Here is a 21,510-nt window from a genome sequence, read left to right on the forward strand (position 1 = left end):
GTGTTCCCTTCTTTCGTATGTTAAAGTGACATCAGAAGAAGTTTTGAGATATTGGTTCACTCTGTTTGCTTAAGCAGACGACAATTGGACGATTGGAGATGAAAGTATGAGCAAAAGAGATGAATACTTACGTAAGCCAGAATGGTTAAAAATAAAATTAAATACGAACGAAAACTATACCGGCTTGAAAAAAATGATGCGGGAGAAAAACTTACATACGGTATGTGAGGAAGCCCGCTGTCCAAACATTCATGAGTGCTGGGCTGTTCGTCGCACCGCTACCTTTATGATTTTAGGAGACGTATGTACGCGGGCGTGTCGTTTCTGTGCCGTTAAAACGGGGTTACCAACGGAATTAGACTGGAAAGAACCAGAGCGAGTGGCAGATTCCGTTCGCTTAATGAATTTAAAACACGTTGTTGTGACAGCGGTTGCACGGGACGATTTAATTGATGGTGGAGCTGCTGTATTTGCTGAAACGGTTCGAGCCATTCGTCGCAAAAATCCATTTACGACAATAGAAGTATTGCCTTCAGACATGGGAGGCGTGTACGAAAACTTAAAAACGTTAATGGATGCGAAACCAGATATTTTAAACCACAACATTGAGACTGTCCGTCGCTTGACACCAAGAGTTCGTGCCCGTGCAACTTACGAGCGCTCACTGGAATTTTTACGTCGAGCGAAAGAATTACAGCCAGATATTCCAACAAAGTCTAGCATTATGATTGGTCTCGGTGAAACGAAGGAAGAAATTATTGAAGCAATGGATGATTTACGGGCAAATCATGTCGATATTTTAACCATCGGTCAATATTTACAACCGACGAAAAAACATCTTAAAGTACAAAAATATTATCATCCAGATGAATTTGCGGAATTAAAAGAAATCGCCTTAGAAAAAGGGTTTAGCCACTGTGAATCCGGACCATTAGTTCGTTCATCTTACCATGCGGATGAACAAGTAAATGAAGCAGCAAAGACGAAACAAAAAATGGGTGAAATCGAAACAAAAAATGCCTAAACTAAAGGTTAAGGAGTGGCCCTTTGTCATAAGGGTCACTTTTTCTTTTATATCCTACGCGAAATTGTTCCTATGCTTAGTCAGTAGAAATTTGTATCACACCAACTGCTAAGTCTAGAAAGAGTTTGTCTGTTAAATCATGTAAGAAAATAATCCATAAGGAGATGGTGAGGACTAAAAACGAGCTGACTTCCTAAATAAAGTCAGCTCATAAACCATTAGCGGATAATGTTCGAACCACGCCATGAACCGTCAGGAGATTTCATCTTCGTTTGAGTTTGGAAGCGATCCGTTCGATCCGTCATTTCGTTTATCATTTCTCCGTTCGGATTTTCCCCATCACTCATGTTCTGACCTTGTGGCGAACGTTCTAACATTAGCTCAATCGTTTTTTCGATAGCAGCATTGGCATTTCGCATGTCCGCGTCCATATTCGAGAGGTTTTCTACGTCACGTAATAATTGAGGGTCATCTGTTACGTATACGTGATACCACCTTGGGACCACAGACATAGCCGTTTTTTTCACTTGGTCGGCAACTTCAAATCGCGATTGGTCATCAGTGGCTTTCGTGCGATAGGCGATGAGTACTTCTTCATCGGTTACAAGTGTGGAACAGTCCGTGACATTTGGTAAAGTAACGGACATTTTACTGATTGCATCGGCAGCTTTTTCCCGATTGATTAAATACATGTTGTCGTATGTGACGGTGTCCCCCATAATAGGGCTTTTTTGGTGACGAACGAATCCGAATTCTTCGGCAATTTGTTGCGTTGTATAGTTATCGTTTTCGTTATATAATTCATCACGGTTTTGGACATTGATGGTGTTTCCTGAATCGTAAAACAGTCCTTGCTCGTCATCGGTATTTGCTGCACAGGCTGCCAATGCAGTAATACTAACGACACCTAACGAAAGAATCCATTTTCTCAACTTTACCACCCCCTCGCTATTAGGATGGCTTCGATCTTAATTTTTTTTCATAGTAATAAGTGGTGAATCAGCTATAATGGAAATTAGGATAACAGTTTAAGGCAGGTGATACGGATGATTACAATCAATAATCTTCATTACGAATTAGTGGAAGAGCATCGGAACGGTTTTAATGAAGAGGCGTTTCGTAATCGCTATAGCGATATTTTAGCGAAATACGATTATATATTAGGTGACTGGGGATATGGACAGTTACGCTTACGGGGATTTTTTGATGATCAAAATCAAAAAGCCACATATGATACAAAAATAAGTACATTGAAGGAATATTTGTATGAATATTGTAATTTTGGCTGTGCTTATTTTGTATTGAAAAAAGTAGACAAATAATCGGTCAGAAAAGATCGTTCTTCTGACCGATTGGTTGACGCTATCCTTCATCAGTGCCGTATGGAGGCTCGCTATTTTTGGACTTTTCGTCATGGGGAGGATGGGCCCCGTCCATTTGTCGTGGCAAGTCTTGGTGAAGTGTTCTAACTTCATAATTAAAGGCACTATAATAGCGTTGTCCTTTTCTCCAAGGCGTTGATTTGTTGAAAACAGGATTATCTTTTCCCCGAGGGGATCCATACGCTCCTTCTGGTAATCCCTCTGGTATTAAAAAATTTCTCATCGTTTCCACGTTGGAGAAATCAGAATATTGTTCCGAGTCGCGATTTGTCAACAGTCTCACCTCGAATGTGAGGATAATGAAATGGATGGTTCCATTTCTTTTTTAGTATATGTGCCCCCTCTGAACTTATTCAAAACGCGCAGTTACACGACTTCATATAAAAAAGAACGCAATTCATTTCCTTCTTCTTCGTTTAATTGAAAAACATGCTCTAAATATCCTGGTTCGTCTAAATCGTCTCGGCCAATAATCGCATACTGATTGCTTTGTAAATTTAATATTAACTGTTTTCCGTAATAACGATCGGTTTGAAGAATAGCTAAGTCGTACCGTTGAGATTCACCCATAAAGCTAACAAAACGAATGTTCGCTGTTTCTTTTTGATCATACAAAAAAAATCGTTCCATGTATTGTTCCTCCTGTCCTTTTCATTTTTCATCATACCAAATTCGTTTCAATGTAGGAAAGGTGTGATACAATAAGGTTGGAGAATATAGCTAAAAAGGAAGTAAAACCATTCCTTCTTTGTTGGAAAGGGTGTTCATCATGTATTTTGTGGATCGCCAAAAAATTGAACAAACGCTTCAATTTTACGATCGGCAATTAGAATTATTAGAAAAGGAAGCTAGTTGGGAAACGGATGTACAAAAAGCAGCCTTAGAACGGATTTGTCACACTATCATTGAAGCAGTTTTAGATGTGGGCAACAGTATGATTGATGGCTTTATTATGCGAGATCCAGGCAGCTTTGAAGATATTGTTGATATTTTACTCGATGAAAAAGTGATTACTGAAGAAGTTGAAAAAAGCTTAAAGCAAATCATTGGTTGGCGTAAACAACTAGTACAAAACTATATGGAAGTCGACCACGAAGGGCTATCCAATACGTTTCAGCAGCATTTGAAGCAAATCCGTCCATTCAGTCAAATGGTACGCAATTATTTAGAAACCGAATTAGGGCCAGTTTCTGCATTCAAAAATTAAGCAAGGACGCTTTCGTTATGAAAGCGTTTTTATTTGTTGTACCCGTACAATAGGGTGAAGTATATCATCAGATAAAATAAGTGGAAAATGCAAATAATGTCGACAAAACTGTAAAAAAGTTAGGGAAAACTGAAAATAATCCTTGCTGAATCGGGAAATAAATCGTTACATACGAAAAATAATCTACTAAACAAAGGCATCAACTAAGAGGAGTGAGACAAATATGAAATCATACAAAGGATATTTAATCGATTTAGATGGCACGATGTATCGCGGAAAAGAGAAAATTGAAGCAGCTGGCCGATTTGTTCACCGACTTATTGATAAGGGACTTCCTTATTTATTTGTGACGAACAATTCATCACGAACTCCTGAACAAGTTGCTGAAAAACTGAATCGATTTGACATCCCAACCCGCCCTGAGCAAGTGTTTACAACTAGTATGGCTACCGCTAATTATATGTATGAACGAAAACCGAACGCAACCGTTTATGTTATTGGGGAAGAAGGAATTCGAACCGCTTTATTAGAAAAAGGATTTAAGCTTGTTGAAGAACAACCAGATTTTGTCGTCGTCGGTATTGACCGTTCGATAACGTATGAAAAGCTAGCGCTCGCTTGCTTAGGTGTTCGTAACGGGGCAACGTTTATTTCAACGAATGGAGATATTGCAATTCCAACTGAGCGTGGCTTGTTACCTGGGAATGGTTCATTGACATCTGTTGTTACCGTTTCTACCCAAACGGAGCCTATTTTTATTGGAAAGCCTGAACCAATTATTATGGAACAGGCTTTAAAAGTGCTTGGCACATCAAAAGAAGACACCATTATGGTCGGAGATAACTACCATACGGACATTTTAGCGGGTCTTCGTACGGGAATCGACACCCTGCTAGTTCATACAGGAGTGACGACAAAAGAAGCGTTAAAAGAGGTTGATTTCCAACCAACCTATACGGTCGATTCTCTTGATGATTGGACAGTATAATTAATAGGCTCTGTTAAGCGATACTGTTGATATTTATACATTACGCTTGTGGCGGACGCTTTCCGCGGGCAAGGTGCAAGCCGCTTCCCTCGCTACGCTCAAGTAAGGGTCTTGCGGCTTCTTGTTCCCGTGGAGTCGCCGCCTTTCGCTTCATGTGAATAACTTGCTAAAAATCAACAATGACTTATAACAGAGCCAATTAATTAAAAAGGTATCGGGAAACACCCGATACCTTTTTAATCATCTTCATCGATAGAATGATGAGCTAACCGGCTGGAGGCGGCTGCCGCAATAGCCCCGACGATATCGTCTAAAAAGGTATGACACATTCTAGAAGATTTATCATTAAGTTTTTTTAATATTCCAGGCTTTTGTTTATCGATGTAACCGTAATTCGTAAACCCAATCGATCCGTACACATTGACGATAGAAAAGGCTAAAATCTCATCGATTCCGTATAGCCCTTCATCGACAGAAATGATCGATTGTAGTGGTTCATTAAGCAACTTTTGTTCCGCTAATTTATCTAACTGAATACCAGTTAAAATGGCATTTTGTACTTCCCGCTTGGAAAGGACGCGTTCCACGTTATATATACATTCTTCTATTTCTAATTTGGGGTAGTATTTTTTTTGAAGGAACATCACCAATTCAGCAATATCCTCAATTTTAACCCCACGCTCGTACAACCATTGTCTAGCTACTTGCTTGGTACTCATTTTATTTTGTTCAATACCCATTGTATTTCACCTTTTCTATTAGAATTTAAATCAATATATGACAATATTGAGTCATTTATACGGACAACCTTTGTCTTCAATTGCATATTGGTTTTTACCTTTCGCATATATTTGAAACAAGAACAATTTCAAGTTGTATTTATATTTCCTCAGAACAAAGAAATTCAAACACCAAAGGAGGAGGAAGATGACCCACCCTATCTTGGAAAAGTATTTTTCCATAAAAGGAGCCCAACCTGTTCATTGGAAAGATGGGTATGAGACGTATATATATAACGGTTTTCTATATAGTATTGTGATGGTTACACATGTGGAACAAGAAACAATGGAAGAATTATACGAAATGTCGGAACACCTAGTGAAAGAAGGGGATCGTTATGTTGCCACGTTTGTATTATCAAAACTAAATAAATTTTTAGTCACTGAAAAAGATCAAGATTTCGTCTTATTGAAAGCACCGTTGCGCTATGCTCCATCTCACGTACGTTTTGGAAGAAAATTAGGGAAGCTTCATCGCATGGGTCGTTCCATTCAAAAAACAATTACAGCCACTAGTCGTATGGGACAATGGAAAGATCTCTGGAGCAAACGGCTACAGCAAATGGAAAACGTTTGGAACGAAATGGTGCGTGAACATCCAAATACTCCGTTTACGAAATACTTTGTCGAATCGTTTCCGTATTATTTAGGATTAACCGAAACAGCCATTCAATATTTAGTCGATACGGAAATTGATGATAAACCTCTTGCTCAAGATGCCGGCACGATATGTCACGAGCACTTTTATGATGACGCATGGGGTAAAAAGTATTGGATCCATCATCCATTTGATTGGGTATTTGACCATGCAAGTAGAGATTTGTCCGAATGGGTGAGAGGAAAGTACTTTCGGTTTACGTCTACTTTTCATCCGGATGTCGAACAGTTTTTTGGAGAATATCAAACAGTAAATTCTTTGTCGTCCTTTTCATGGCGACTATTGTATGCACGTCTATTGTTTCCGCTTCATTACTTTGAATGCATTGAAGAATATTTTTTAGTGGCATCAGAACAAAAACAAAAGCAATTAGAAGAACAATTAGAAAAATATTTACGTTATTCAACGGATTATGAGCGCTTTTTATCATCATTTTATCATGTGGCCCGCGTCCCTTTACGAAAGTATAAGATTCCGACAATCAAGTGGCTTGGAAAGCCTGTATTATAGTGATTATTCTTATGCTACAATAAAGAAAAAAAAGAAAAGGGTCGAAGCAACATGACAAAACCATACGTTTTTATCACACGCAAATTACCAGATGAAGTAGTCGAACCGTTATCAACATTAGCTCATATCGAAATGTGGCCATCGGAAGACGAAGTTGTACCTAGAGACCTTTTATTAGAACAAGCCGCTCAATCGAATGGATTGCTCACGATGCTCTCCGACCAAATCGATGAAGAGTTGTTCGAGAAAGCTCCGAAATTACAAGTGGTTGCTAATTTAGCTGTAGGATATGACAACATTGATGTAATAGCAGCACGAAAAAGAGGAATTATCGTTTGTAATACTCCGGATGTGTTGACCGAAACAACTGCTGACTTAACATTTGCTCTTCTTATGACGACTGCAAGAAGAATCGTGGAAGCGGACCGGTACGTACGAGAAGGACATTGGAAAAGTTGGTCACCGTTATTACTTGCCGGGACCGATATTCACCATAAAACGATTGGGATTTTTGGTATGGGGAAAATTGGCGAAGCGGTTGCGCATCGGGCGAAAGGTTTTCATATGAATATTCTTTATCATAACCGTAAGCGGAATGAACAAGCTGAACAACAACTTGGAGCGATCTACTGTTCCTTTGAAGAGTTATTATCGGAATCGGATTTTGTGGTTTGTCTGGCGCCACTCACGGAACAAACCAAAGGAATGTTTAATTATGATGCGTTTCGTCGGATGAAACGTTCAGCTATTTTTATTAACGCGGGGCGTGGTCCGATTGTCGTAGAACAAGATTTAATCCGCGCGTTAGAAGAGAAAGAAATTCGTGGGGCAGGATTAGACGTGTTTGAAAAAGAACCTATTGATGAACATCATCCGTTGTTATCTTTCCCAACTGTAGTTGCTATCCCACATATCGGAAGTGCTACAGAGGAAACTCGTTATGGTATGATGCAATTGGCCGTTGAAAATATCATGGCTGTTTTATCAGGAAAATCGCCTAAAACGCCTGTGAAATAAAAAAATGATCGGGATCTACCCGATCATTTTTTATATTAGAATACTTGTTCTACTTCAACGACGCCAGGAACTTCTTCAAGAAGAGCGCGTTCAATACCAGCTTTTAACGTAATAGTGGAGCTTGGGCAGCTACCGCATGCACCTAAAAGGCGAAGTTTGACGACACCGTCTTCTACATCAACAAGCTCACAGTCTCCTCCGTCGCGAAGTAGGAACGGGCGTAATTTATCTAATACTTCTTGTACTTGTTCTTTCATTGTTTGATCAGACATTACTATCGACTCCTTTCCTTATTACCATTATAATGACATTTCACAAAAAAATCTATTGAAGAATTAAGAAGTACGCTATTACCCAAAACCCTTCTTCATATGTTTAGAAATTTAGCACACTTTCATGTACAATATTAGTGAATCAACAAAGGGGGAAACGAAATGGAAAAAGTAGCTGAAATTGTCGTTTATGGGGCCGAACAAGTTTGCCCTAGCTGTGTGAACTTGCCTTCATCCAAAGAAACCTATGAATGGTTAGAGGCTGCCATATCCCGTAAATTTCCAAATCAGCCGTTTACGATAAAGTATGTTGATATTTTTCAACCTCCAGAAGATGAAGAAATGAAAGCTTTTGCGATACGAGTGATTGAAGAAGATTTATTTTATCCCGTAGTTGTCATTGAAGGGGAAATTGTGGGAGAAGGTAATCCGAAGCTAAAGACGATATATGCCAAATTAGAAAAATACGGATATTGCGCGGAATAAAAAATTTCTAAAGGAAAAAATAAAAAGAACAAGAGCTATCGTTTCCAGTAACGGAGACGCTAGCTCTTTTTTGATTATCCGTTATGATATTTGTACATCCAAAGAATACCGGACTTAAGTAGGCGTGCAACCCGTCCAGTAATCGCTCGGTCGGCGACAAGGCCAAACCCGTGTTTTTTCCCAAGGGAGCCTAATACACCTTTTAATTTAATCTGCGGTAGTTCTTCCGGAAGCTCTTCGCCTTTCCAGCGTTTAAGTAACACTTGGACAATTTGCTCTGCTTGACCTTCAGCTAATTGCGCACTTGGTGCATGTGGTAAGCTAGCACAGTCGCCTACAACGTACACATGTTCATCATTAGGTAAATTATGATATTTCGTTAAAATGACCCGACCTTGAGGATCTTTTTCTACATCCAATTCGCGAACGATACGGTTCGGTTGAATGCCTGCAGTCCATACGATGACGTCGCATTTAACCGGCTCATCGTGATTGTATAAAACGTTTGGCTCAACTTTCGTTACGTTCGCGTTGTTAATGACTTCTACTCCGTGTGTTTCAAACCAGTCTTGAACGTACGTGCTTAAGCGATCTGGGAATGAAGATAAAATGTGTTTCCCACGGTCAAATAATTTAATATGCAGGTCCGGCCGACTTTCCCGTAACTCGCTGGCTAATTCAACGCCGCTTAGTCCAGCACCGACAATTCCGACAACAGAATTTGCTGGTAAGTTATTTAACGCTTGGTACGTGTCTCGGGATTTCTCAATGGATTGAATGCTATACGTGTACTCTTTGGCACCTGGAACGTTATGATATTTATCTTCGCAGCCAAGACCAATAATTAAATCATCATAAGAAATTGATTCTTCATCTTTTAAGTGAACGAGCTTATTTTCTAAATCGATGCCTGTGACTTCCGCATACTTAGCGGTTAACCGTGGATGTTCTGGGAAAGGCACCCGAACATGGTGATCAGAAATGGTTCCAGCAGCTAGTGCGTAATATTCCGTTTTTAAACAATGGTACGGCACCTTGTCTACCAGTGTAATGGAAACGTCTTCCGGTAGATTGTTTGGTAATAAACGGAGGAGAACACGCATATTTCCATATCCTCCACCAAGAAGCACTAAATGTTTCATGAAAATTTCCCCTTTTGCACAATGCTCATATCTGTCTTGATTCAACTGTGCTTTTTTTCAAAAAATACGTATTTGTCAATTAGTTTTTCTTTTCCATAAAAAAGTATAGCGAAATCCCTACAAATTCACAACACAATTAGGGAAAATTATTCAAAATCTGACATACAGCTTAATTCATTGACGTGTCCGAAGAAAAAAGGTACGATAAACAATTAGTAGAGGGGTGATCAAGTTGATTAAACCGATTATTGAGTTTTGTGTAAGTAACCTTGCGAGCGGTGCCCAGCGCGCAAGAGAAATATTAGAGAAAGATCCTGATTTAGATATTGTCGAATATAGTTGTTTAGGCTATTGTGGGAAATGTGCGGAAACGTTATACGCACTCGTGAATGGAGAAATGGTCACTGGAGAAACACCAGAGGATTTAGTTAAAAATATTTATAAATATTTGGAAGAAAATCCGATGTTTTAATAAAAAAGCAATCTCTTACCAAGGAAGGGATTGCTTTTTTAGTTGGTGGCACTTTTTTTGTATGCTTCCCGCGTTAGGTACCATTGATCACGAGCCATCTCAACTATCCGTTTTTCAATCGTATGCTTTCGTAATTGAAACACGCGGGAGAAATAAGAAGCAGCTTGAATGTATTGTCCTGTACGACGTGATAATTCCCCAATTAAATATAAGAGTTTGACTTCGGACATTCCATAGCGTGGGACGTCTTCGATCAGATAAGCATTGACATATTCTTGAACAGCTAATTTTAAAAAGCGCTGTTCTTCTTCATGGTTGTTCATTATTCGGTAAAGCCAAGCTGTCCGTAAGTACAAGCCAGCGATCACAATATGTTTTTCTTTTTTTTCAATACCGCAAAAGATAGCTAATTTGTATGTATTTATTGATTCTTCAATCGTTCGGTGTCCTCCGTAATTTTTAGGTGTCCATCGTTCAAACAACGTAAGCGCTAATTTGTCTTTTATAGCTGGAATAAATTTTGGATAAAAATCGTCCGTAAATGAGTATCCACAATGAGGACAAACGTGAACATTATATATCAAAGGATTTAGTTCTTTAGAAATGTATAACGGACAAAAATCGGTATCCAATCCTTTTAATTTTACGAATCTGGACCGAATTTTGGTTGTTGTAAATGGCTGTTCACAAAGATGACAGCGAATATTTCGTTCAAAGTAGGGAGATAGTATTTCCATCATTTCACCTTCAGTTATTACTTTTTCGTTCGTTTAGCTTAGGTCGTTATAACTATACTTTGATTATAATGTGTGTAGAGTGAAAAAAGAACTAGGTTTGATAAAAAATGGGGAACTCAATTAGTTGAGGGACGAAAGAGAAAGGGATATACTAGTAGTAAAACCTCACTTTTGAATGTTTGGAGGTGGAAATGATGAACGATGTCGTGATTTTGACTGAAGCAGCGGCGTTTCAGATTAAAGATATGATGAAGCATAATGAAGAAGAAGGGGCATACTTACGTGTGACTGTAAAAGGGGGAGGTTGTAGCGGCCTTTCCTATGGAATGGGATTCGACCATGAAGTTAAAGAGGGAGACATTCAATTCGACCAGCACGGATTGAAAATTTTAGTGGACAAAGAAAGTGCGCCGATATTAAAAGGAACAACGATTGATTATAAGCAATCTTTAATGGGCGGCGGTTTTACCATTAATAATCCAAACGCAATTGCAACATGTGGTTGCGGTTCTTCGTTCCGAACAGCTACCAATACCGGAACGCCTGAGGAATGTTAGGTTTAGTCAAATAATGACGAATAAAAAACCTAAAACCGCAAGTTTACGGTTTTAGGTTTTTTCTGTTTTTATTTCTGATCAAACATCGACGTGCTGTGCATCGGTTGCAGACGAGCTTTTGGATCCATGTATGCTTTCGCGTTATTGACCGCTGTTGGAGCTTCACCAAAACCACAAGCGATCAGTTTGACCTTCCCCTCATATGTACAAATATCACCAGCCGCATAAATACCTGGAATATTTGTTTCCATTTTGGAGTTCACAACGATCGAGTTTTTTTCAATGTTTAGCCCCCAATTTTTAATAGGGCCTAGGGAAGAGACGAATCCGTAATTCACAATGACCGCATCAACATCTAGCGTTACTTTCTTAACTCCACGTACTTCATCTAGTATTACTTGTTCAATGTATTCTTTTCCCACTAATTTTACTGGAACAAACGGCGTCATAATGTGGACACGTGAGTTTTTTAAGTTTTCGACACTATGCTCATGGGCACGGAATTTGTCGCGACGGTGAACAATAGTGACCTCTTTAGCAATCGGCTCCAGCATGAGCGCCCAATCGACCGCCGAATCCCCGCCTCCGCATACAACGACACGTTTATCTCGAAATGATTCTAAATTGTCGACAAAATAATGAAGGTTTTTCCCTTCGTATTGTGAGGCTTCAGGCAAATCTAACTTTCGTGGCTGAAAAGCTCCATTACCAGCTGTTATAATAATCGTTTTGGAAAAATGAATTTCTTTATTCGTCGTAATTTTAAATGTTCCATCTTCTCGTTTCTCGACATGTTCAACGGCTTGTTCTAGACAAATTGTTGGGTCAAACTTACTCATTTGTTCTTTTAAATTATCGATTAATTCTTGGGCTCGAACTTTTGGAAATCCGGCCACATCATAAATGTATTTCTCTGGATAAAGAGCCGATAATTGACCACCTAGCTGTGGCAAGCTTTCAATAATTTTGACCGATGCTTGCCTCATACCCCCATAAAATGCAGTGAATAATCCAGTAGGACCGCCACCGATAACGGTAATATCATACAATTTTGCATCTTCTTTCAACCGTGATCCCTCCCATTTTAAAACCTTTACCTATATCATATCATATAAATTTCTTCCATTTATAATGAACAACTTGTACTACAAGTGTTGATATATTAAAGAAAACGCTTTCTTTATTTGTTTTCTTAATTTTCTAAAGTTAATCTTCTTCGGAATATACCTTGAAAAACGATGTTAAAAAGAATAATATGTAATGTAGGCATAATGTTAAGATTTTATGACAATTTTTTATCATTTTTTTGTTTATATTCGTGAAGTATATCACAAAGGGTAGCAGTGTCCAAAAAATTAGAAAAAGGTGGATGTGATCGATTTGAGAAAGCCAAAAGTTGTAGTGTTAGGTGCAGGTTATGGTGGATTAATGACAGTAACACGTCTTCAAAAGTTAGTTGGTGTAAATGAAGCTGAAATCGTTTTAGTTAACAAAAACGATTACCATTATGAAACAACATGGCTTCATGAAGCTTCTGCTGGTACGTTACATCACGACCGTGTTCGTTACGATATCCGTGACGTCATCGACCGTAACAAAGTTGAATTTATTCAAGCAACCGTTGAAGACATTCATCCGTCTGAAAACAAAGTCATCCTTGACAGCGGTGAAATTGAGTACGACTATTTAGTAGTTGCTCTTGGTGCAGAGCCAGAAACATTTGGTATTCAAGGTCTAAAAGAGCATGCTTTTTCTATTTCAAACGTCAATTCGGCGCGTCAAATTCGTGAGCATATTGAATATCAATTTGCAACATATAACACTGAAGAAGAGAAGAAAGATGAACGCTTAACAATTGTTGTTGGTGGTGCTGGCTTTACTGGTATCGAGTTCCTTGGTGAACTTGTAAACCGTGTTCCTGAGCTTTGCCGTGAATACGATATCGATTTCGAAAAAGTTCGAATCGTATGTGTTGAAGCAGCTCCAATGGTTCTTCCTGGATTCGACCCTGAGCTTGTTAAATATGCAACAGCTCGTTTAGAAAGTAAAGGGGTAGAATTCCGCATCGGAACAGCTATTAAAGAAGTGACTGCTGACGGAATTATCGTTGCCAAAGGTGAAGATGAAGTTGAAGAAATTAAAGCCGGTACAGTTGTTTGGGCAGCAGGTGTACGCGGTAACTCCATCATTGAAAAAGCTGGATTTGAAAACATGCGTGCCCGCGTAAAAGTAAATCCAGATCTTCGTGCACCTGGTTACGACAACGTGTTCATTATTGGTGACTGCTCATTAATTATTAACGAAGAAATTAACCGTCCATACCCTCCAACAGCTCAAATTGCGATGCAGCAAGGGGAAGTGTGTGCTCGCAACTTAGCCGCTTTAATTCGTGGAAAAGAAGAGCTTGAGACATTCAAACCAGACATTAAAGGTACGGTATGTTCATTAGGTGAAGACGATGCAATCGGTATCGTTTTTGGTAAAAAATTAATGGGTACAAAAGCGGCATTCATGAAAAAAGTAGTTGACAACCGTGCGCTTTACATGATTGGCGGTACTTCACTTGTGTTCAAAAAAGGTAAATTTAATTTCTTTTAATTAACATAAAATGAACCTTAGCTCTCCACTGGGGGGCTAAGGTTTTTTATGTTTGGGTACATTCTATCTTTTCTAAAAATGTTGTAAATCTAGACAACGATTGAGGGAATTGGGCATATTGGATGAGAAATTGGACCAATCTTGGTAAAAAGTAGGAAAAAATTCAGTGAAAGTGGACAATTCAAAAAAGGAAATCGACTAAGTATCGGCGAAAAAACTGGACAAATCGCATGAAAAAAATTCGGAACAGTTTGCCCATCGCAGTTGTTGCAGGTCTCTATATGAAAGGGGAGTTGGGTATGCCAAAAGATCTTGGTTCTGTATGGTTAGCAGTAGCCGGTTGGTGTCAAGACGAAATGGGACGCTGGTTAGTGGTGAAAAAGAAGTATGGAGGACTTAAGGGAAAATGGTCGTTACCTGCTGGATTTGTACAAAAAGGAGAAACGGTCGATCAAGCCGTAGTACGAGAAGTGAAAGAAGAAACAGGTATCGACACTGTGGTGAATGGACTCGTTGGTTTACGTACAGGGGTGTTACATGATGACATTAGCGATAATTTGCTCATCTTTTCGTTAACGCCACAACATGTCCACATTCAAAAAAATGAGGTTGAAATGGAAGAAGTTCAATGGATAGACCCAGAAGACCTTTTACAAGATCGTAGCGCCTCGATTATTCTTCACGAACTGATAAAAGATAAAATGATATCAATTAAAAAGGATAAAGGATCGTTAAATCCAGGAAATCACTTTAGATACAAAGACTACAAATTATTTTTATAAATTTTCAAAAAACTAAAAAATAATAAGATATACAAAAGAAAATAAAGATGTATCCGTTTTCATTAACTCATATCGGTTCTCTTCCGTCTTTCCTTTAATCGAAGATGGTGATATATTATCAGAAAATTCTAAAAAGGGAGATGGAAGAGATGAGAGAAAAACAAATGAATAGCTGTCCGTATTGTTCTGGGAATGGGTATTTTCAATTAGTTCTTGGTGGTTCAGAAACCTGTCCTAGTTGCGGTGGTAGTGGAAAGAAAAAAGATGAATAAATCAACATTTGCCTATTAGATTTACAATCAATGCAAAAAACCCCTCTTGGTTGACTCCATCCTAAACATTGAGTACACTTTTACTTAGTGTTTAGGAGGTGTTGACCTATGATGGATATTCCAAGATTGATTATCTCAATGCTCTTGTTTTTCGTTCTTTTCTTCGGCATTGGCTTTTTATTGAACATGTTGCTTCGGATGACATGGATTATGGCCTTTATTTATCCGATTGTAGCAATTTTTATTGTGAATAACGAAGTTCGTTTCATCGACTATTTTACAAATACACAGGAATCGTTTCGGTTGCTTGGAGAAAAATTTAGTCGACTCGCTCCAGCTGATGTCATTATTTTATCAAGTGGCTTAGCAGGAGCCATTGTAGCAGGAATTACGATGAAAATTTTACGTAAAAAAGGATACCGAATGTTTTAAGCCTCACGAACAAGTGAAGGCTTTTTTATTTTTTATGAATAATTAACATAATTTTCCGACATATCCATCGGTTTTTTTGTTTTTATTGTATATTTTCACTCCTTCCTGGGAAGTAATAGACCAGGGAGGAGTGAATGTAATAATGGATAGGACCAAAAAATGGTTAAAAAGAACGTTTATGACCGTGTTGTTTATGTTAGCTCTTTTAGTTACATATCAATCCATTTCTGGAGTAAAGGCCAAAACGTTAGCTAACTGGATTTACTACCAAGCATCGCCTCTTTGGAAAGATAGTAAAGACGTAGAACTTCATCAAGGACGACAATTTAGTTTAAAAGAGAAGATGTTGAAGTATTTTGCTCAAACAAACGTAAAAATTTCCGCTAGTAAACCTGTTATAGCGACTCCATCCCTTGAAGAAGAGTTTGATTGGAGTCAATATCCGAAAAAAACAGTCGTCGCTACAGGCTATACAGCTGGATTCGAATCAACAGGGAAACATCCGAATCACCCTCAATATGGAATCACCTTTTCGGGAGTTAAGGTAAAGCGTGATTTATATTCCACCATCGCAGCGGATACTCGAGTGTTTCCGATTGGAACGATTTTGTTCATTCCTGGTTACGGCTTTGGGGTAGTAGCTGATACCGGTTCAGCGATTAAGGGCAACAAAATTGATTTATATTATGAAACGGTCGAAGCTGTTTATGAACAGTGGGGAAAGAAAACGGTGGATGTGTACATCATACGAATGGGTGAGGGCAGATTAACAGAAGATGAATTAATCGCGCTGAATGAAGAAGAGTCTATGCAAGTTTTCCGCCAAGCCTATATACAACCAAATAAAAAATAACGTTTAAGTTTCCGTTTTTGTAGAGAAAAGCCTTAAATAATAAATTACGCGATAATCAACAGTAAATCACATAGTAATTTGCACAAAAAAGCTTGAGGAATATTTGTCCTCAAGCTTTAAATTTACTATTCTTTCGTACAGATATTTTTAAAATAAACGTACACTTTTTTTATTGATTCACCTTTTTATCGATTAAAAGGTGGAAGTAAGGAAACGGATTCGTACACTTCTGGATGAAGCAGTCGCCCTAACTTTAATATTCCTTCAAAGAGACGTGGGGACGGACGGCAAAACAGCGCCTCTTCTAATACATATATACGATCGTTTTGAACAGCTTCTAATTGCTCCCAGCCAGCTCTTTTTTTCACCACAGCAGGCTGAACTTTTTCCGTGCGTACGCCGACCCATACTAAACAAATGTAGTCTGGATTTCGGTTAATCACGTCGTTTCCGTCCGTTTGGATGCTAGCCAGTGGAACATCCGCAAACACATTTGTTCCTCCAACTAGTTCACTTACTTCCGTAAGCCAATTCTTTTTTCCAGGTGTAAAAATCGGCTTGGGCCACCATTCGAAATATAAGCGTCGTGTGGTCTTACATTGTGAAGCAGCTTGGCGAAACATATTCAATTGTTCCTGATACGCATAAAAAACATTTTTTGCTTGTACTTCTACCCCACATGCTTGACCGAGTGATAGAATGTCACGTCCGATCTCCTCTAGTGAAGATGGATTTAAGACGATGTAAGGCAAATATCGTTTCTCAAGCTCTTCGATGTTTTTTTCCATCCCAGGAACACTTAACGAGGCTACCACTAAATCAGGCTCGAGTGCTTCGACTTCATCCATACGAATCGATAGATCTGGACCAACTCGTGGTAGGTGTTGAAGTTGTGGGGGCCAATCTGAATAATCGTCAAGTGCTACAATTTTTTCTTCCAATCCTAAATAAGTCAACAGTTCTGTGTTGCTCGGACAAATCGATACGATTTTCATGTTTCCATCCCCTTAGTGAATATATTGACATAAGAAAGTGAAAAGCACGCTTTGTTTGTTTGCGTGCTTTTTGTCCTGCTGCTTCTTTAAAAGATAAAATAATACAAAATGAGCGTTAGTAAGACCCCAGTTAATCCACCAAAAAAGACTTCTATCGGTTTATGTCCTAATAGTTCTTTTAATTCCTTTTGTTTTTCTTGTTGCGGTTTCTTTGGCCATCCTTTTACTTCTTCGACGAATTTATGAAAATCAGCGACTAACTGATTGAGCACAATGGCATGCTCTCCTGCTTGACGGCGAATGCCAGTAGCATCAAACATGACAATAATGGCAAAAATGGTCGCGACTGCAAATAATGGGGAGTCCAGTCCCGTTTCCAAAGCGACACCAGTTGCTAAGGCAGTGACCGCAGCTGAATGAGAGCTTGGCATACCACCGGTCGAAGTCATTAAGGACCAATCCAATTTTCGGCTGGCAATAAATTGAATTGGCACTTTTATAAATTGGGCAAAGAAGATGGCCGTTAATGAGGCCCAAAGAGGGAAGTTTGTCAATAAATCCATGGTGAATGAAACATCCTTTCGACTTCGTCATTAATGAGGTATATGTAATCCTCATAAAAAGAGGTGATTGTATGAATGATTTTATCGAAGAAACATTTCGAATTTTCAAACAAAAATTCAACAAAGGTGACTACTATTCGTGTCATGATTTTTTAGAAGAAATATGGATGATGGATAAACAAAATTACTTAATTAAAGGAATGTTACAAATGTGTGTCGGTCTTTACCATTATAGTTATGGGAACATAAAAGGAGCTCGTATGATGTTACAATCTGCCCATCATTACCTTACCCATACAATGGAAACTATGGATGGAGTCAACGTACAAGAAGTTTGTCAGTACATTGACCAATGCCTTTTCATTATACCACAAACGGTGGAACTAGTGCCTTTTGAAAAAATCAAATCTCTCCCACCATTGCCGAGTTTTCTTTTCCCATAGATGATATTTTTTAGATAGTCGAAATAGCTTTTGTTATAATGAAGAAGGAGGTGTCGAACATGTTTGAATTTTCGAATGGAAACGGGTTTAATTCACAAAACGAATGCTTAATTGTCGGACTTTGGGATGTACCTGATAAGTTTGGAGATAGTTTAAAAGAATTAGATGAGCGTTTTCATGGTCAATTAACAGAGCTAGTAAAAGTGGGCGATCTCTCGGCGAAGCGAAAGGAAGTCACAAAAATTCATACGTTTGGTCATATTAAACCGAAACGGATTGTTTTTGTCGGATTAGGTAAAAAAGACATTTCGTTCGCCGCTTTAAAAGAAGCATTTGGACGAACGTTTTCATCTATAAAAAAATGGAAATATACATCTGCTACTGTACTACTAGATACATTTGTGAATAATGACTACTCTGCAGTAGATGTAGCGCATGCGCTCGCGGAAGCTTTTGCTTTATCTACATACGAATTTGCAGGATACAAGCAAAAAGGAAACGAACCGGAAAAAATGGTGGAAACGATAGAAGTCATGTCTTCGGCAGATAAAGAAGAAGTCTTGAGTGCGTTAACGGTCGGTTATGTGTACGGAAAAGGAACAAATACAGCACGAACATTAGTGAATACACCAGGAAACCTTTTAACTGCAACGGATTTAGCGAATTTTGCGGTCGACTTAGCGAACAAATACGACTTTGAAGTAGAAATTTTAGAAAAAGAAGACATGCAAAAGCTTGGCATGGGGGCCTTTTTAGCGGTTAACCAAGGGTCGGCGGAACCGCCAAAGATGATTGTTTTAAAATATCAGGGAAAAGAAGAATGGACCGACGTTATTGGGCTTGTCGGAAAAGGGATTACGTTTGATACGGGTGGATATTCCCTCAAACCGAAGACAGGCCTTGTTGAAATGAAAACAGACATGGGCGGAGCGGCTGCTGTGTTAGGAGCAATGGAAATCATCGGTGAGCTACGTCCAGAACAAAACGTCGTGGCAGTGATCCCAGCTACCGATAATATGATTAGTGGTTCAGCGTTTAAACCAGATGACGTTATTACGTCGATGAGCGGAAAAACGATCGAAGTGTTAAACACTGATGCGGAAGGTCGTTTAGCACTAGCTGATGCTATTACGTATGCGAAACACCATGGGGCGAACTACTTAGTCGATGTAGCGACATTAACAGGTGGGGTTATTATCGCCCTTGGATTAGATAAAACGGGTGCACTTACAAATAACGAAGACTTATTTGAACAAGTGCTCGAAGCCTCCTTTGAAGCAGATGAATTTATTTGGCGTCTCCCATATACAGAAAAAGATAAGGAACGCGTTCGTAACAGTAAAATTGCCGATTTAAACAATTCTCCAGGACGTGAAGGACACGCAATTATGGGTGGAGCTTTTATTGGCGAATTTGCTGAAGATACGCCATGGGTACATCTTGATATCGCTGGTACAGCAACTACAAAAGTGAACCATGATCTCGGTCCAGCAGGTGGAACTGGTGTGATGACTCGTACACTTGCGCTATTTGTAGAACGATTTGAACCAATTAGAAACAAATAAATGATGGATAGTCATATGGAAACGTTTGGGTTAGATCCCAAACGTTTTTATGTTTTAAATAAACAAATGATGGCTTCCTTTAGGTTGGAGGAGAAAAAATCGGGGTGTTACTTCATTTTTTATTACATACAAAAATACTTGCCGTAAAGAGTATTACTTGCCAAGTAGAAGAAATACTTGCTGAAATGTAAACAATAATTGACATAACCCCTAATTGAAGTTTACTTGCTGCTATGAAGCAATTTACATCTCATATCGGCGTTGGACTAATAAGAATAAATTTTATTAATGGAAAATTATTTCATTGACTGTTGAATCCATCCGTGCTATTTTAGGAAACGTATTTTATTTCTCTACCAATTTACCAAGATAAAGTGTTAACATCTGAAAGGAGTTCTTATTCATGAATGGCGTTGTTATAGCAGTCATCACTATGCTCGCGCTTAGTTTACTGCGAGTGAATGTCGTATTTGCCCTTCTAGTTGGTGCGTTGGTGGGTGGTCTCACTAGTGGAATGTCCATCAATGAGACCATTGAAGCTTTTTCTTCAGGTGTAGGAAACGGAGCAGAAGTCGCGTTAAGTTATGCGTTACTCGGTGCTTTTGCTGTTGCAATATCCAAAACAGGGCTTCCAGAAGTACTTGTTCAATTCTTGTTAAAAATAGTTGCAAAAAAAGGTGATCGTACAGGAAAAGCATTATCAAAAGCAGTGATTGTTTTATTTGTGTTAATCATGTCTATTTTTTCACAAAACTTAATTCCGATTCACATAGCTTTTATCCCAATTTTAATTCCACCGTTATTAAAAATTTTAAATGAACTTCAAGTGGACCGTAGGCTCATTGCATCCGTTTTAACCTTTGGTCTCACTGCTCCTTATATTTTGTTACCTGTTGGATTTGGGCGAATCTTTCATGATATTTTAGCAACGAACATGGCTGAAAGCGGAATGGAAGTGGATGTGACACAAATTCCCCTAGCGATGCTTTTACCAACACTTGGCCTTGTTGTAGGATTAATTTTTGCGATATTCGTATCCTATCGGAAACATCGTCGCTATGAAACGATTCATTCTGAAGAACTGTCTGTTGAATCGTATTCGAAAATAAGTGTTATATTTTCTATTGTCGCGATCATTGTTGCCTTAGTTGTTCAGTTGCAATTCGATTCCATGATTTTCGGTGCATTTGCGGGAATGCTTGTATTATATGCCAGTGGTACGATTCGCTTAAGTGAAGCCGATGAGCTGTTAACTAGTGGTATGAAAATGATGGCGTTTATCGGATTTGTCATGATTACGGCTTTTGGATTTGCAAGTGTGTTAAAAGCTTCAGGAGAAGTAGAGTCCCTTGTAAATGGGGCAGCCAACTTAATAGGAGGAAATCAATCCATTGCCGCACTTCTGATGCTCATCGTTGGGTTACTTGTGACGATGGGGATCGGCTCTTCTTTTTCGACGATTCCAATTATCACAACGATTTTTGTCCCATTAGCGATAGAACTTGGCTTTAGCCCAATGGCGACTATTGCCTTAGTCGGTACAGCCGCTGCATTAGGAGATGCTGGTTCTCCTGCTTCTGATTCGACCCTTGGACCGACATCCGGATTAAATGTCGACGGTCAGCATAATCACATTTGGGATACGTGTGTTCCAACCTTTTTACACTACAATGTACCATTAATTATTTTCGGATGGCTTGCGGCGATTCTTTTATAATACTGACCGTTCCTTTATTTTTTGAGTGAATTATGTTATGGTGTAACGTAGTCTTTACA

General features: G+C 38.8%; 26 protein-coding genes and 1 pseudogene. 17 read left to right on the forward strand and 10 right to left on the reverse strand.

The window, feature by feature from the left end; all coding sequences use genetic code 11:
• The first annotated feature begins 106 nt into the window (after positions 1 to 106).
• Positions 107 to 1,024 carry a lipoyl synthase gene (lipA, locus tag ABES52_RS05525; protein WP_429649772.1) on the forward strand — a complete coding sequence of 306 codons (918 nt, stop codon included), beginning with the start codon at positions 107 to 109 and terminating at the stop codon, positions 1,022 to 1,024.
• A 218-nt stretch (positions 1,025 to 1,242) separates the two neighbouring features.
• Here lipA and ABES52_RS05530 read toward each other — a convergent pair whose 3' ends face one another.
• Positions 1,243 to 1,956, reverse strand: coding sequence for a YhcN/YlaJ family sporulation lipoprotein (locus ABES52_RS05530; protein ID WP_429649774.1), 714 nt, complete (start codon positions 1,954 to 1,956; stop codon positions 1,243 to 1,245).
• A 114-nt stretch (positions 1,957 to 2,070) separates the two neighbouring features.
• Between ABES52_RS05530 and ABES52_RS05535 the strand changes: the two genes are divergently transcribed.
• Positions 2,071 to 2,346, forward strand: a complete 276-nt coding sequence (locus ABES52_RS05535; protein ID WP_429649776.1) for a YutD family protein — start codon at positions 2,071 to 2,073, stop codon at positions 2,344 to 2,346.
• A 40-nt stretch (positions 2,347 to 2,386) separates the two neighbouring features.
• Here ABES52_RS05535 and ABES52_RS05540 read toward each other — a convergent pair whose 3' ends face one another.
• Positions 2,387 to 2,629, reverse strand: coding sequence for a cytosolic protein (locus ABES52_RS05540; RefSeq protein ID WP_429649862.1), 243 nt, complete (start codon positions 2,627 to 2,629; stop codon positions 2,387 to 2,389).
• A gap of 143 nt (positions 2,630 to 2,772) precedes the next feature.
• Positions 2,773 to 3,036, reverse strand: a complete 264-nt coding sequence (locus tag ABES52_RS05545) for a DUF3055 domain-containing protein (RefSeq protein ID WP_429649778.1) — start codon at positions 3,034 to 3,036, stop codon at positions 2,773 to 2,775.
• Between the two features lie 139 nt (positions 3,037 to 3,175).
• Between ABES52_RS05545 and ABES52_RS05550 the strand changes: the two genes are divergently transcribed.
• Complete coding sequence (locus tag ABES52_RS05550; protein WP_429649780.1) at positions 3,176 to 3,613, forward strand: DUF86 domain-containing protein; 438 nt, start codon at positions 3,176 to 3,178, stop codon at positions 3,611 to 3,613.
• 223 nt (positions 3,614 to 3,836) lie between these two features.
• Positions 3,837 to 4,601: a TIGR01457 family HAD-type hydrolase gene (locus tag ABES52_RS05555; RefSeq protein WP_429649782.1), complete on the forward strand. Its 765-nt coding sequence runs from the start codon at positions 3,837 to 3,839 to the stop codon at positions 4,599 to 4,601.
• A 236-nt stretch (positions 4,602 to 4,837) separates the two neighbouring features.
• On the opposite strand, the gene ABES52_RS05560 is transcribed toward ABES52_RS05555, so the two are convergent.
• Positions 4,838 to 5,341 carry a phosphatidylglycerophosphatase A family protein gene (locus ABES52_RS05560; RefSeq protein WP_429649784.1) on the reverse strand — a complete coding sequence of 168 codons (504 nt, stop codon included), beginning with the start codon at positions 5,339 to 5,341 and terminating at the stop codon, positions 4,838 to 4,840.
• A gap of 187 nt (positions 5,342 to 5,528) precedes the next feature.
• On the opposite strand from ABES52_RS05560, the gene yutH reads away from it, so the two are divergent.
• Entirely contained in the window at positions 5,529 to 6,548 is a 1,020-nt protein-coding gene (gene yutH, locus ABES52_RS05565; protein WP_429649786.1) for a spore coat putative kinase YutH, read from the forward strand.
• A 51-nt stretch (positions 6,549 to 6,599) separates the two neighbouring features.
• Positions 6,600 to 7,565 (forward strand): 2-hydroxyacid dehydrogenase, encoded by a 966-nt coding sequence (locus ABES52_RS05570; RefSeq protein WP_429649788.1) that lies wholly within the window; start codon positions 6,600 to 6,602, stop codon positions 7,563 to 7,565.
• A 35-nt stretch (positions 7,566 to 7,600) separates the two neighbouring features.
• On the opposite strand, the pseudogene ABES52_RS05575 reads toward ABES52_RS05570, so the two are convergent.
• A pseudogene (locus ABES52_RS05575) lies at positions 7,601 to 7,923 on the reverse strand (NifU family protein).
• A 76-nt stretch (positions 7,924 to 7,999) separates the two neighbouring features.
• Here ABES52_RS05575 and ABES52_RS05580 point away from each other — a divergent pair.
• The gene (locus ABES52_RS05580; RefSeq protein WP_429649790.1) at positions 8,000 to 8,323 is read left to right on the forward strand and encodes a YuzD family protein; all 324 of its coding nucleotides are present in this window, start codon (positions 8,000 to 8,002) and stop codon (positions 8,321 to 8,323) included.
• 74 nt (positions 8,324 to 8,397) lie between these two features.
• On the opposite strand, the gene ABES52_RS05585 is transcribed toward ABES52_RS05580, so the two are convergent.
• The gene (locus ABES52_RS05585) at positions 8,398 to 9,465 is read right to left on the reverse strand and encodes an NAD(P)/FAD-dependent oxidoreductase (RefSeq protein WP_429649792.1); all 1,068 of its coding nucleotides are present in this window, start codon (positions 9,463 to 9,465) and stop codon (positions 8,398 to 8,400) included.
• Positions 9,466 to 9,697: 232 nt separating this feature from the next.
• Between ABES52_RS05585 and ABES52_RS05590 the strand changes: the two genes are divergently transcribed.
• Complete coding sequence (locus tag ABES52_RS05590) at positions 9,698 to 9,937, forward strand: YuzB family protein (RefSeq protein WP_429649794.1); 240 nt, start codon at positions 9,698 to 9,700, stop codon at positions 9,935 to 9,937.
• A gap of 38 nt (positions 9,938 to 9,975) precedes the next feature.
• Here ABES52_RS05590 and ABES52_RS05595 read toward each other — a convergent pair whose 3' ends face one another.
• Entirely contained in the window at positions 9,976 to 10,674 is a 699-nt protein-coding gene (locus ABES52_RS05595) for a DUF2225 domain-containing protein (protein ID WP_429649796.1), read from the reverse strand.
• A 194-nt stretch (positions 10,675 to 10,868) separates the two neighbouring features.
• Here ABES52_RS05595 and ABES52_RS05600 point away from each other — a divergent pair, with 194 nt between their 5' ends.
• A complete protein-coding gene (locus ABES52_RS05600; protein WP_429649798.1) occupies positions 10,869 to 11,231 on the forward strand; it encodes a HesB/IscA family protein in 363 nt (120 codons plus the stop codon).
• Positions 11,232 to 11,299: 68 nt separating this feature from the next.
• On the opposite strand, the gene ABES52_RS05605 is transcribed toward ABES52_RS05600, so the two are convergent.
• Positions 11,300 to 12,298, reverse strand: a complete 999-nt coding sequence (locus ABES52_RS05605; protein ID WP_429649800.1) for an NAD(P)/FAD-dependent oxidoreductase — start codon at positions 12,296 to 12,298, stop codon at positions 11,300 to 11,302.
• A gap of 313 nt (positions 12,299 to 12,611) precedes the next feature.
• Here ABES52_RS05605 and ABES52_RS05610 point away from each other — a divergent pair, with 313 nt between their 5' ends.
• The 5 genes from ABES52_RS05610 to ABES52_RS05630 all read left to right on the forward strand — a co-directional run bounded on the left by ABES52_RS05610 (position 12,612) and on the right by ABES52_RS05630 (position 16,168).
• Positions 12,612 to 13,829: an NAD(P)/FAD-dependent oxidoreductase gene (locus ABES52_RS05610; RefSeq protein ID WP_429649802.1), complete on the forward strand. Its 1,218-nt coding sequence runs from the start codon at positions 12,612 to 12,614 to the stop codon at positions 13,827 to 13,829.
• Between the two features lie 299 nt (positions 13,830 to 14,128).
• Positions 14,129 to 14,611, forward strand: coding sequence for an NUDIX domain-containing protein (locus tag ABES52_RS05615; RefSeq protein ID WP_429649804.1), 483 nt, complete (start codon positions 14,129 to 14,131; stop codon positions 14,609 to 14,611).
• Between the two features lie 149 nt (positions 14,612 to 14,760).
• A complete protein-coding gene (locus ABES52_RS05620) occupies positions 14,761 to 14,883 on the forward strand; it encodes a YuiA family protein (protein WP_429649806.1) in 123 nt (40 codons plus the stop codon).
• A gap of 111 nt (positions 14,884 to 14,994) precedes the next feature.
• Positions 14,995 to 15,315: a YuiB family protein gene (locus ABES52_RS05625; protein WP_429649864.1), complete on the forward strand. Its 321-nt coding sequence runs from the start codon at positions 14,995 to 14,997 to the stop codon at positions 15,313 to 15,315.
• A 142-nt stretch (positions 15,316 to 15,457) separates the two neighbouring features.
• Entirely contained in the window at positions 15,458 to 16,168 is a 711-nt protein-coding gene (locus tag ABES52_RS05630; protein WP_429649808.1) for a stationary phase survival protein SpsC, read from the forward strand.
• A gap of 185 nt (positions 16,169 to 16,353) precedes the next feature.
• Here the strand turns inward: ABES52_RS05630 and ABES52_RS05635 are convergent, their stop codons facing one another.
• Together ABES52_RS05635 and ABES52_RS05640 are read right to left on the reverse strand one after the other, a co-directional pair.
• On the reverse strand, positions 16,354 to 17,163 hold the full coding sequence (locus tag ABES52_RS05635) for a cobalamin-binding protein (RefSeq protein ID WP_429649810.1): 810 nt from the start codon (positions 17,161 to 17,163) through the stop codon (positions 16,354 to 16,356).
• 86 nt (positions 17,164 to 17,249) lie between these two features.
• Positions 17,250 to 17,726 (reverse strand): divergent PAP2 family protein, encoded by a 477-nt coding sequence (locus ABES52_RS05640; protein WP_429649812.1) that lies wholly within the window; start codon positions 17,724 to 17,726, stop codon positions 17,250 to 17,252.
• 71 nt (positions 17,727 to 17,797) lie between these two features.
• Here ABES52_RS05640 and ABES52_RS05645 point away from each other — a divergent pair, with 71 nt between their 5' ends.
• From ABES52_RS05645 to ABES52_RS05655, 3 genes are all read left to right on the forward strand, one after another.
• On the forward strand, positions 17,798 to 18,169 hold the full coding sequence (locus tag ABES52_RS05645) for a DUF309 domain-containing protein (protein WP_429649814.1): 372 nt from the start codon (positions 17,798 to 17,800) through the stop codon (positions 18,167 to 18,169).
• A gap of 59 nt (positions 18,170 to 18,228) precedes the next feature.
• Positions 18,229 to 19,734, forward strand: coding sequence for a leucyl aminopeptidase (locus tag ABES52_RS05650; RefSeq protein WP_429649816.1), 1,506 nt, complete (start codon positions 18,229 to 18,231; stop codon positions 19,732 to 19,734).
• A gap of 403 nt (positions 19,735 to 20,137) precedes the next feature.
• Positions 20,138 to 21,451 (forward strand): Na+/H+ antiporter family protein, encoded by a 1,314-nt coding sequence (locus ABES52_RS05655; protein ID WP_429649818.1) that lies wholly within the window; start codon positions 20,138 to 20,140, stop codon positions 21,449 to 21,451.
• Positions 21,452 to 21,510: the final 59 nt, after the last annotated feature.

Source organism: Aeribacillus pallidus (assembly GCF_050478865.1).
GTDB lineage: Bacteria > Bacillota > Bacilli > Bacillales > JACDOC01 > JACDOC01.

Bases quoted from the DNA above. Each gene is read 5' to 3' on its own strand.
- ABES52_RS05595 (WP_429649796.1), bottom strand. From the start codon at position 10,674: ATGGAAATACTATCTCCCTACTTTGAACGAAATATTCGCTGTCATCTT.
- ABES52_RS05560 (WP_429649784.1), bottom strand. From the start codon at position 5,341: ATGGGTATTGAACAAAATAAAATGAGTACCAAGCAAGTAGCTAGACAA.
- ABES52_RS05625 (WP_429649864.1), top strand. From the start codon at position 14,995: ATGGATATTCCAAGATTGATTATCTCAATGCTCTTGTTTTTCGTTCTT.
- ABES52_RS05600 (WP_429649798.1), top strand. From the start codon at position 10,869: ATGAACGATGTCGTGATTTTGACTGAAGCAGCGGCGTTTCAGATTAAA.
- ABES52_RS05585 (WP_429649792.1), bottom strand. From the start codon at position 9,465: ATGAAACATTTAGTGCTTCTTGGTGGAGGATATGGAAATATGCGTGTT.
- ABES52_RS05620 (WP_429649806.1), top strand. From the start codon at position 14,761: ATGAGAGAAAAACAAATGAATAGCTGTCCGTATTGTTCTGGGAATGGG.
- ABES52_RS05545 (WP_429649778.1), bottom strand. From the start codon at position 3,036: ATGGAACGATTTTTTTTGTATGATCAAAAAGAAACAGCGAACATTCGT.
- ABES52_RS05580 (WP_429649790.1), top strand. From the start codon at position 8,000: ATGGAAAAAGTAGCTGAAATTGTCGTTTATGGGGCCGAACAAGTTTGC.
- ABES52_RS05535 (WP_429649776.1), top strand. From the start codon at position 2,071: ATGATTACAATCAATAATCTTCATTACGAATTAGTGGAAGAGCATCGG.
- yutH (WP_429649786.1), top strand. From the start codon at position 5,529: ATGACCCACCCTATCTTGGAAAAGTATTTTTCCATAAAAGGAGCCCAA.
- ABES52_RS05540 (WP_429649862.1), bottom strand. From the start codon at position 2,629: ATGAGAAATTTTTTAATACCAGAGGGATTACCAGAAGGAGCGTATGGA.
- ABES52_RS05640 (WP_429649812.1), bottom strand. From the start codon at position 17,726: ATGGATTTATTGACAAACTTCCCTCTTTGGGCCTCATTAACGGCCATC.
- ABES52_RS05645 (WP_429649814.1), top strand. From the start codon at position 17,798: ATGAATGATTTTATCGAAGAAACATTTCGAATTTTCAAACAAAAATTC.
- ABES52_RS05550 (WP_429649780.1), top strand. From the start codon at position 3,176: ATGTATTTTGTGGATCGCCAAAAAATTGAACAAACGCTTCAATTTTAC.
- ABES52_RS05615 (WP_429649804.1), top strand. From the start codon at position 14,129: ATGCCAAAAGATCTTGGTTCTGTATGGTTAGCAGTAGCCGGTTGGTGT.
- ABES52_RS05555 (WP_429649782.1), top strand. From the start codon at position 3,837: ATGAAATCATACAAAGGATATTTAATCGATTTAGATGGCACGATGTAT.
- ABES52_RS05570 (WP_429649788.1), top strand. From the start codon at position 6,600: ATGACAAAACCATACGTTTTTATCACACGCAAATTACCAGATGAAGTA.
- ABES52_RS05635 (WP_429649810.1), bottom strand. From the start codon at position 17,163: ATGAAAATCGTATCGATTTGTCCGAGCAACACAGAACTGTTGACTTAT.
- ABES52_RS05630 (WP_429649808.1), top strand. From the start codon at position 15,458: ATGGATAGGACCAAAAAATGGTTAAAAAGAACGTTTATGACCGTGTTG.
- ABES52_RS05650 (WP_429649816.1), top strand. From the start codon at position 18,229: ATGTTTGAATTTTCGAATGGAAACGGGTTTAATTCACAAAACGAATGC.
- ABES52_RS05655 (WP_429649818.1), top strand. From the start codon at position 20,138: ATGAATGGCGTTGTTATAGCAGTCATCACTATGCTCGCGCTTAGTTTA.
- lipA (WP_429649772.1), top strand. From the start codon at position 107: ATGAGCAAAAGAGATGAATACTTACGTAAGCCAGAATGGTTAAAAATA.